The organism is Pseudomonas sp. GL-B-26 (assembly GCF_019947405.1).
Lineage (GTDB): Bacteria > Pseudomonadota > Gammaproteobacteria > Pseudomonadales > Pseudomonadaceae > Aquipseudomonas.
The window spans coordinates 60,695-68,530 of the sequence record NZ_JAGYGJ010000034.1; the positions used below are offsets into that span (position 1 = coordinate 60,695).

Below are 7,836 nucleotides of genomic sequence, written 5' to 3' on the forward strand. Positions count from 1 at the left end.
CTCAGGCATTGAGAACGATGAAGATCTGCCCCCTTTCCCCCTCTCCCCTCTGGGGAGAGGGCTGGGGTGAGGGGTGGATCTTCATGACACACCCAATGTCACCCCTTACGCCAAACACTCGCCAACCAAGGCTGCTGCTCCCGCGGCAGCCCTGCCGGCCGGTAGTAATGCTCCAACTCCACAAACCCCGCCTCCGTCAGCAATTTCTTCCACGTCTCAAGATCGTGGTACGCCCCATAACGCGGCCCATTCCACCCTTCCTGATTCTCGCCACGCGGATTGGAACTGAACAACACGCCGCCCGGCTTCAAAGCCCCGCGCAACTCCTTCAACACACGAGGCAATTCCTGACGTGGAATATGAAACAGCACCGCATTGGCGAAGATCCCGTCAAAGCGCTCAGCCGGCAAATCCAGCTTCAGAAAATCCTGCTGCCAGACCTCACAACCGCTGTCTTCCCGCGCCATCTGCGCAAACTTCTCCGAGCCATCAAGCCCGACAGCGGTGTGGCCCATGCGCGTGAAGGTTTGCAAGTCACGACCCGGCCCACAGCCAAAGTCGAGAATGTCGAACGGCGCCTCCCCCTGAATATGCCGCAGCAGCGCATCAATGTTCTGGCTGACATCATGATCGCGAGTCCCTTCGCGAAAACTTTCAGCCACCGAGTTGTAATGGCCCAGGGTGGTGGAGGTGATCTGCTCGAGGTCGGTGGGGGTCTGTTTCATGGTTAGCTGCGCAGGCAATTGGGATTTGCCGAATATACGCCATGAGGCAGAAGGCTGCTGCGCAGCCATGAGCCAGACTCAACGCTTGTTCAACCCCCGCGCCAACCGATCCCCACCCAATTGAATCACCGCCACCAACACCACCAGCAACACAATCACCGTCAACATGATCTGGCTATCAAACCGCTGATACCCGTACCGATAGGCGATGTCCCCCAGTCCACCCGCACCGATAGCCCCCGCCATGGCCGATGAGTTGATCATGGTCACCAGGGTGATGGTGAAACCGCCGACAATCCCCGGCAGCGCTTCGGGCAACAACACATGCCAGACGATATGCCAGCGCCGGCAACCCATCGCCTGCGCCGCTTCGATCAACCCGTGATCAACCTCACGCAAACTGACTTCCGCGATACGCGCAAAGAACGGCGTGGCGGCGATGGTCAGCGGCACCACGGCCGCCCAAACTCCATACGTGGTGCCGACGATCAACCGGGTAAACGGAATCAGCGCCACCATCAAAATCAGAAACGGAATCGAGCGGAACAGGTTCACGAACGCGCCCAACGCACGGTTCAGCGCTGGCGCTTCATAGATTCCGCCCTTGGAACTGGTGACCAGAATCACCGCCAGTGGAATGCCCGCCAGCAGCGCGATCAATGACGACACGCCAACCATCAGGAAGGTGTCGATAAAGCCTTGCAGCAAGCGATCAAACCACATAACCCAGCACCTCCACCTGTTGCGCCCAGTTGCCGGCGCGTTGACGCAATTCCTCTGCGCCGAGGGGCGAATCGGTCACCGCCAGCAGCAGTTGCCCGAGGGCATGGCCTTGAATCCGTTCCACGCCGCCTTGCAGCAAGCGCACGCGACCGCCGAGGGCACTGAACAACGCGGCCAGGTCCGGCTCGTCGCTGGCGCTGCCGGTGAACTGCAAACGCAGCACAACAGCGGCGTCCGAGGACTGTGGATGTGCCTGCAAGCGGCTCTGCAATTCTTCCGGCAATCCGTGTTGCAACGGTGCCAGCAAAGTTTTGCTGACCTCGTGCTGCGGGTTGCCAAAGACTTCCCAGACCGGTCCTTGTTCGACGATTCGTCCGTGTTCCAGCACCACGACCCGATCACAGATATCGCGAATCACCGCCATCTCGTGGGTGATCAGCACGATGGTCAGGCCCAGGCGCTGATTGATCTCGCGCAGCAGGCCGAGGATCGATTGCGTGGTCTCCGGGTCCAGCGCTGAAGTGGCTTCGTCGCACAGCAGAATCGCCGGGTCATGCACCAGTGCGCGGGCGATGCCGACGCGCTGTTTTTGTCCGCCGGACAGCTGCGCCGGGTAGGCTTTGTGCTTCTCTTGCAGGCCCACCAGTTCCAGCAGTTCGCGGACTTTCTGCTCGCGTTTTTCCTTGGGCACGCCTGCGACTTTCAGCGGCAACTCGACGTTCTGCCACACCGTCTTGGCCGACATCAGGTTGAAGTGCTGGAAGATCATGCCTATGCGCCGACGCAGCGCCACCAGGCGGTCTTCATCGAACTCGCCGATGTCGACCTGATCGATCAGCACTCGCCCCGCGCTCGGTTGTTCCAGGCGGTTGATGGTGCGAATCAGCGACGACTTGCCGGCGCCGCTGCGACCGATGATGCCGAACACTTCACCGCGCTGGATCGCCAGGTCGATGCCGTGCAGCGCCGCCACCGGGCCTTGCTGACCGTTGTAGGTTTTACCCAGGCCGATGAAGCGCACATGAGCGCGGTTGAGCTGCGGATGCAGTTCGGTTTGTTCGACTTTGTGGGGCTCTGGCGTTTCCAGTCGCAGTTGGGTGGCTGCCGTCATCCTCAGCTTTCCCAACCGGCTTGATAGAGCTTGCCGTGGGCTTTATCCAGCGCTGCTCGAACGGCCGGCGAATGCTGGTAGATGTCGACGAATTTGATCAGGCGCGGGTCGGTTTTGCTTTTCGGCTGGATCACGAACTGGATCACGTATTCCTTGTGATCGAGGCCGTCGAACAGTAGGGCAGAGCTGGCATCGAAGGTCTTCGACAAGCGAATGTAGGCCGGGTAACCCTGAACCAGATCGGCGTCGTCATAGGCGCGTACCAGTTGCACGGCTTCGACCTGAAGGATTTTGATTTTTTTCGGGTTGGCAATGATGTCTTCTTCGGTGGCCTTGTAGCCGACACCCGGTTTGAGGGTGATCAGGCCAGCCTTGGCCAACAGTTGCAAACCACGACCGCTGTTGATCGGGTCGTTGGCAATCGCCACGCTGGCGCCTTCCGGCAGCTCGTCAAAGCTTTTGTATTTCTTCGAGTAGAGGCCGACGTTGTTGATGATTCCCGGCGCGAACGGCACGAGGTCAAAACCGGCGGCGGCCTTGGCGTTTTCCAGGAACGGGACGTGCTGGAAGTAGTTCACGTCGATGTCGCCGGCAGCGAGGCTGACGTTGGGCGCGATCCAGTCGCTGAACTCCACCAGGTCGACTTGCAGGCCTTGTTTCTTGGCTTCTTCGACAGCGGCTTCCAGGGGAATGGCGAAAGCGGCGGTGGTGCCGACCTTCAGTGGCGCGTCGGCGGCGAAGGAGATGGAGCTGAAAAGGCCGAGGGCCAGGGCCAGTGCTTTGACTGGGTGAGTTAAGAGTTTCTTGGTCATGATGGTTATTCCAGTCAATTATTTAATGTGTGCACGCATTGTGGCGAGGGAGCTTGCTCCCGCTGGGCTGCGGAGCAGCCCCAATGCCATTCAGTGAGGTGTGTCAGGTACAACTCGGTTGCAGGTTTGCGCCTGCTTCGCAGCCGAACGGGAGCAAGCTCCCTCGCCACAGGGTTAGCGTCGGAACGCGGAACCGGTGTGTTGCTCAGGCAAATGCGCCTCGCCGTGAAACAGTTTTTCCCGCAGGCTGCCGTTGTCGTAAGCAGTCTTGTACGACCCGCGCCGTTGCAACTCCGGAATGACCCAATCGATGAAATCCACATAGCTTTCCGGCGTGACAATCCGAGTCAGGTTGAAGCCATCCAGCCCGGTTTCTGCGATCCACGATTCCAGCTCATCGGCGACTTGCTCAGGCGAACCAACCACCGTGATGTAGCGACCACCCAGCGCGTGTTGCTCGAGTAATTTGCGGCGGGTCCAGTCGTTGTTTTGCAGGTTCTTGGTGGCGGACTGGATCGCGTTGCTCTTCACGTACTGGATTGGTTCGTCGATTTCGTATTCGGAGAAATCGATCCCGGTGGACGCCGAAAAATGCGCCACGCCGGCCTCGGCACTGGCGTAGCTCAAGTACTCGGCGTGCTTGGCCCAGGCCAGCTCTTCGGTGGCGCCGACAATCACGTTCAGCCCCATGAACACCTTGATGTCCTCAGGATTGCGCCCGGCCTCGACGGCGCTGGCGCGCACCTTGTCCACTTGAACCTTGGTCGATGGTTTGTTCTGGCCGCTGATGAACACGCACTCGGCATGTCGCCCGGCGAACAGCAAACCGCGATCCGAACTGCCGGCCTGGAACAGCACGGGTGTACGTTGCGGCGACGGTTCGCAGAGGTGATAACCCTCGACCTGATAGAACTCGCCCTTGTGCTCGACCTTGTGCACTTTCTCGGGCTGCGCGTAGATCCGCTGCTGCGGATCGTTAAGCACCGCGCCGTTTTCCCAACTGCCTTCCCAGAGTTTGTAGAGCACTTGCAGGTATTCGTCGGCCTGGTCGTAACGACGGTCGTGTTCCACCTGTTCGCTCAAACCCATAGCCTTGGCGGCGCTGTCGAGGTAGCCGGTGACGATGTTCCAGCCGACCCGGCCACGACTCAGATGGTCGAGCGTGGACATGCGTCGGGCGAACAGATACGGCGGTTCGTAAGTCAGGTTGGCGGTGAGACCGAAGCCAAGGTTTTTGGTGACCGCTGCCATGGCCGAAACCAGCAGCAGCGGGTCATTGACCGGCAACTGGATCGACTCTTTGAGCGGTACGTCCACCGAGTTTTGGTAGACGTCGTAAACACCGACGATGTCAGCGATGAACAGACCGTCGAACAGTCCGCGCTCCAGCAATTGCGCCAGTTCGGTCCAGTACTCGATCGTTTTGTATTGTGTTGAAGTGTCCCGTGGATGCGTCCACAGACCATGGTTGATGTGCCCGATGCAGTTCATGTTGAACGCGTTGAGCAGGATCTTCTTTTTGGCATCGGCCATCAGATGGTCCCTCGCAATGGAGGGTTTTCATCGTTGAGGTAGTAATTGCCGACCGCGTGATACTTCCAGCGCACAGGGTCGTGCAGCGTGTGCACCCGGGCGTTGCGCCAGTGGCGGTCCAGACCATGTTCGATCAGGGTTGCCTGGCTGCCGGCCAGTTCAAACAGCGTGCTGCCAGCGGCGAGGGAAATCTCGGTGCTGATGGCGCGGGCTTCGGCGACGGCAATCGACGCGGCGGCGACGGTCTCGGCGTTGGTCTTGGCCTGAGCCTTGTCGAGGAATTCGCCGGAGCGTTCCAGCAAGGCTTCGGCGGCGTGCAGACGAATGCTCAAGTGGCCGAAGCTCTTGATGGTCAGTGGGTCTTCGGTGGCTTTGTCGTTGCCGGAATCGATCCACGGACGGGTTTTGGTGCGCACGAAGTGCAGCGCATCTTCATAGGCGGCGCGAGCGATACCGGTGTCGATAGCGGCGTGGAGGATCTGCGCCAGCGGGCCGACGGTGGTCGGGCGCTCGAACGCGCTCTGAAACGGGATCACGTCTTCGGCGGCGACGTAAACATCTTCAAACACCACCGAACCGCTGCCGGTGGTGCGCTGGCCGAAGCCGCTCCAGTCGTCGATCACCGTCAGACCCTTGGCGTTACGAGGGACGAAAGCGAGTTGCTGAACGCCGTTTTCGTCCACGACCGACGTCGGAATGCGCTGGGCATAAATCGCGCCCGTGGCGTAGAACTTGCGACCGTTGATGCGATAGCCGTCACGTTCTCCATGCAGATCAGGGGTCAGGCTGGTGACGCGGTCATGGGCAGTTTTGGTGCCCAGTTCCGCGAGGGCATTGCCGAAGCGTTGACCGGCCAATACTTCTGCGTACAGGCGCTTCTTCTGCTCTTCGCTGCCATTCACACGCAACACTTCGAGCGCGTAGAAGTGGTTCTGCGGGATCTGGCCGAGGGAACCGTCAGCCTGGGCGATCAGCGCGATCACCTTGGCCAGCGTGACGTTGGAAACACCGGCACCGCCAAACTCTTTTGGCACGCTGATACCCCAAAGACCCGAGCGGGAAAACACTTCCAGTTCCGGGTGTGGCAAACGGCGTTCGCGGTCGCGCAGGGCGCTGTCGCGTTTGAAATCTTCGGCCAGGTCACTGGCGACGATCAAGGCTTGCTCATCGCTGGTTATGACCGCGACGTGGTGAGAAAGAGTCATGTGTTTCTCCAGAGATCTGGTCGTTAAATCCAGGAGTGGCGAGCGGGAAGCGTGCCGTTCAAGTGGTAAGTGCCGACGGCGTGATATTTCCAGCGCACCGGGTCGTGCAGCGTGTGCACGCGGGCGTTGCGCCAGTGACGGTCGAGGTTGAATTCGGCGAGGGTGGCGCGGCTGCCGGCCAGTTCGAAAAGCTTTTCGCTGGCCAGCAGCGAGATCTCGGTGGTCAGGACTTTGGCTTCGGCCACGGCAATCGAAGCGCGGGCGGCAGACTCGGCGGTGAGCGGTGCGGCGTTGACTTGATCGAGCACTTGCCCAGCCTTGCGCAGCAGCGCTTCGGCGGCGTGCAGTTCGATTTTCAGTTTGCCGATGTCGGCGATCACATAGAGGTCGTCGCTGGCCCGTTCGACCTTGGCGTCGATCCATGGCCGAGCACGGGTTTTCACGAACGCGATGGCATCGTCGATGGCGCCCCGGGCGATGCCGGCGTCAATGGCTGCTTGAATCAGCTGCGACACGGCACCCTGAATGTTCGGGCTGTCATTGATCTTCCAGTTGTCCACCACCAGCTCGGCGTCGACCTGCACGTTGTTGAGCAAAATGGTGCCGCTGGCGGTGGTGCGTTGGCCGAAGCCCGACCAGTCATCCACGATGCGCAGGCCAGGAGTGCCGCGACGAACGAAGGCCAGCACTTGCTTGCCGTCGTCGTTCAGCGCCTTGACGGCGACCCAGTGGGCGAACAGGGCACCGGTGGAATAGAACTTCTGCCCGTTGAGGATGAAGCCGTCGCCGTTGGCGGTGATTCGCGCCTTGAGTTCAAGGGTGTTTTTGGTGCCGCGTTCAGGCCCCGCGTTACCGATTCGCCAGCCGTCGAGCACGCTTTTGAACAGCTGCTTTTTTTGCGATTCGGTGGCGCTGCCGAGTACCAGGTTGAGAATGCCGAACTGGTTCTGCGGGATCTGTCCCAGTGCCGGGTCGGCCGCGGAAATGATCGCGAAGACTTCGGCCAAAGTGACGAACGAAACCTGCGGGCCACCGTACTCACGCGGGATGGCAATGCTGCCCAAACCGCTGCGGGTGAATTGTTCGATTTCCGACCACGGCAGCTTGCGCTGCTGGTCGCGTTTGGCCGCTTGCAGGCGGGCGACTTGCGCCAGCTCATGGGCGGCCTTGATGGCTTGTGCGTCGTTGCGCAAGACCTGCGCGGGCAACAACAACGGGGCGATGTCCAGATCACTCTGGACGATTGCATCTGCCAGACTGGACATCAGTGCCGCTCCTTGGCTGCACGCAATGCCCTGGCGATCTGCACTGGGGTGATTGTGTTCCGGACCATACCTACCTCACATCTCATGGAAACGTCGCGATGGTTGCGACGAACGAAAACAAGAATGTCCGGTGGTCCGGTGCATATACCCTAAGCGTGTATAAAAATTAAATAAACTAACTTTTAGGAATATGCATAGAAGGGTCTCACACAACCTTGTAGCAGCTGGCGAAGCCTGCGTCCGGCTGCGCAGCAGTCGTGAAATCAGACACTGCGGTTATTCAGTTAAACCGCGAGCTCCGGTTTGACGACTGCTGCGCAGCCGGACGCAGGCTTCGCCAGCTGCTATGTATGGACTCGCCCCCACGTTCAACCTGCTTTTTGAACACTGCTACCCGGTTGCATCTATGTATGAGGCCTGTTCGAGGAAGCCTTCAACGGCTTCTGGCCAACATTGGGTAAG

The 7,836-nt window shown here is 59.9% G+C and carries 7 protein-coding genes; all 7 read right to left on the reverse strand.

Annotated features, from left to right (window positions below; genetic code table 11):
• Window positions 1-98: 98 nt before the first annotated feature.
• Complete coding sequence (locus KGB23_RS21115) at window positions 99-725, reverse strand: class I SAM-dependent methyltransferase (RefSeq protein WP_223432449.1); 627 nt, start codon at window positions 723-725, stop codon at window positions 99-101.
• Window positions 726-803: 78 nt separating this feature from the next.
• A complete protein-coding gene (locus KGB23_RS21120; RefSeq protein ID WP_030128490.1) occupies window positions 804-1,448 on the reverse strand; it encodes a methionine ABC transporter permease in 645 nt (214 codons plus the stop codon).
• Window positions 1,438-2,559 (reverse strand): methionine ABC transporter ATP-binding protein, encoded by a 1,122-nt coding sequence (locus tag KGB23_RS21125; RefSeq protein ID WP_223432450.1) that lies wholly within the window; start codon window positions 2,557-2,559, stop codon window positions 1,438-1,440. Before KGB23_RS21125 ends, KGB23_RS21120 begins: the two co-directional genes overlap by 11 nt.
• A gap of 2 nt (window positions 2,560-2,561) precedes the next feature.
• On the reverse strand, window positions 2,562-3,371 hold the full coding sequence (locus tag KGB23_RS21130) for a MetQ/NlpA family ABC transporter substrate-binding protein (protein ID WP_223432451.1): 810 nt from the start codon (window positions 3,369-3,371) through the stop codon (window positions 2,562-2,564).
• A 174-nt stretch (window positions 3,372-3,545) separates the two neighbouring features.
• On the reverse strand, window positions 3,546-4,904 hold the full coding sequence (locus KGB23_RS21135) for an LLM class flavin-dependent oxidoreductase (RefSeq protein WP_223432452.1): 1,359 nt from the start codon (window positions 4,902-4,904) through the stop codon (window positions 3,546-3,548).
• Window positions 4,904-6,109: an SfnB family sulfur acquisition oxidoreductase gene (locus tag KGB23_RS21140; RefSeq protein ID WP_223432453.1), complete on the reverse strand. Its 1,206-nt coding sequence runs from the start codon at window positions 6,107-6,109 to the stop codon at window positions 4,904-4,906. Before KGB23_RS21140 ends, KGB23_RS21135 begins: the two co-directional genes overlap by 1 nt.
• 23 nt (window positions 6,110-6,132) lie before the next feature.
• The gene (locus tag KGB23_RS21145) at window positions 6,133-7,374 is read right to left on the reverse strand and encodes an SfnB family sulfur acquisition oxidoreductase (protein ID WP_223432454.1); all 1,242 of its coding nucleotides are present in this window, start codon (window positions 7,372-7,374) and stop codon (window positions 6,133-6,135) included.
• Window positions 7,375-7,836 lie beyond the last annotated feature (462 nt).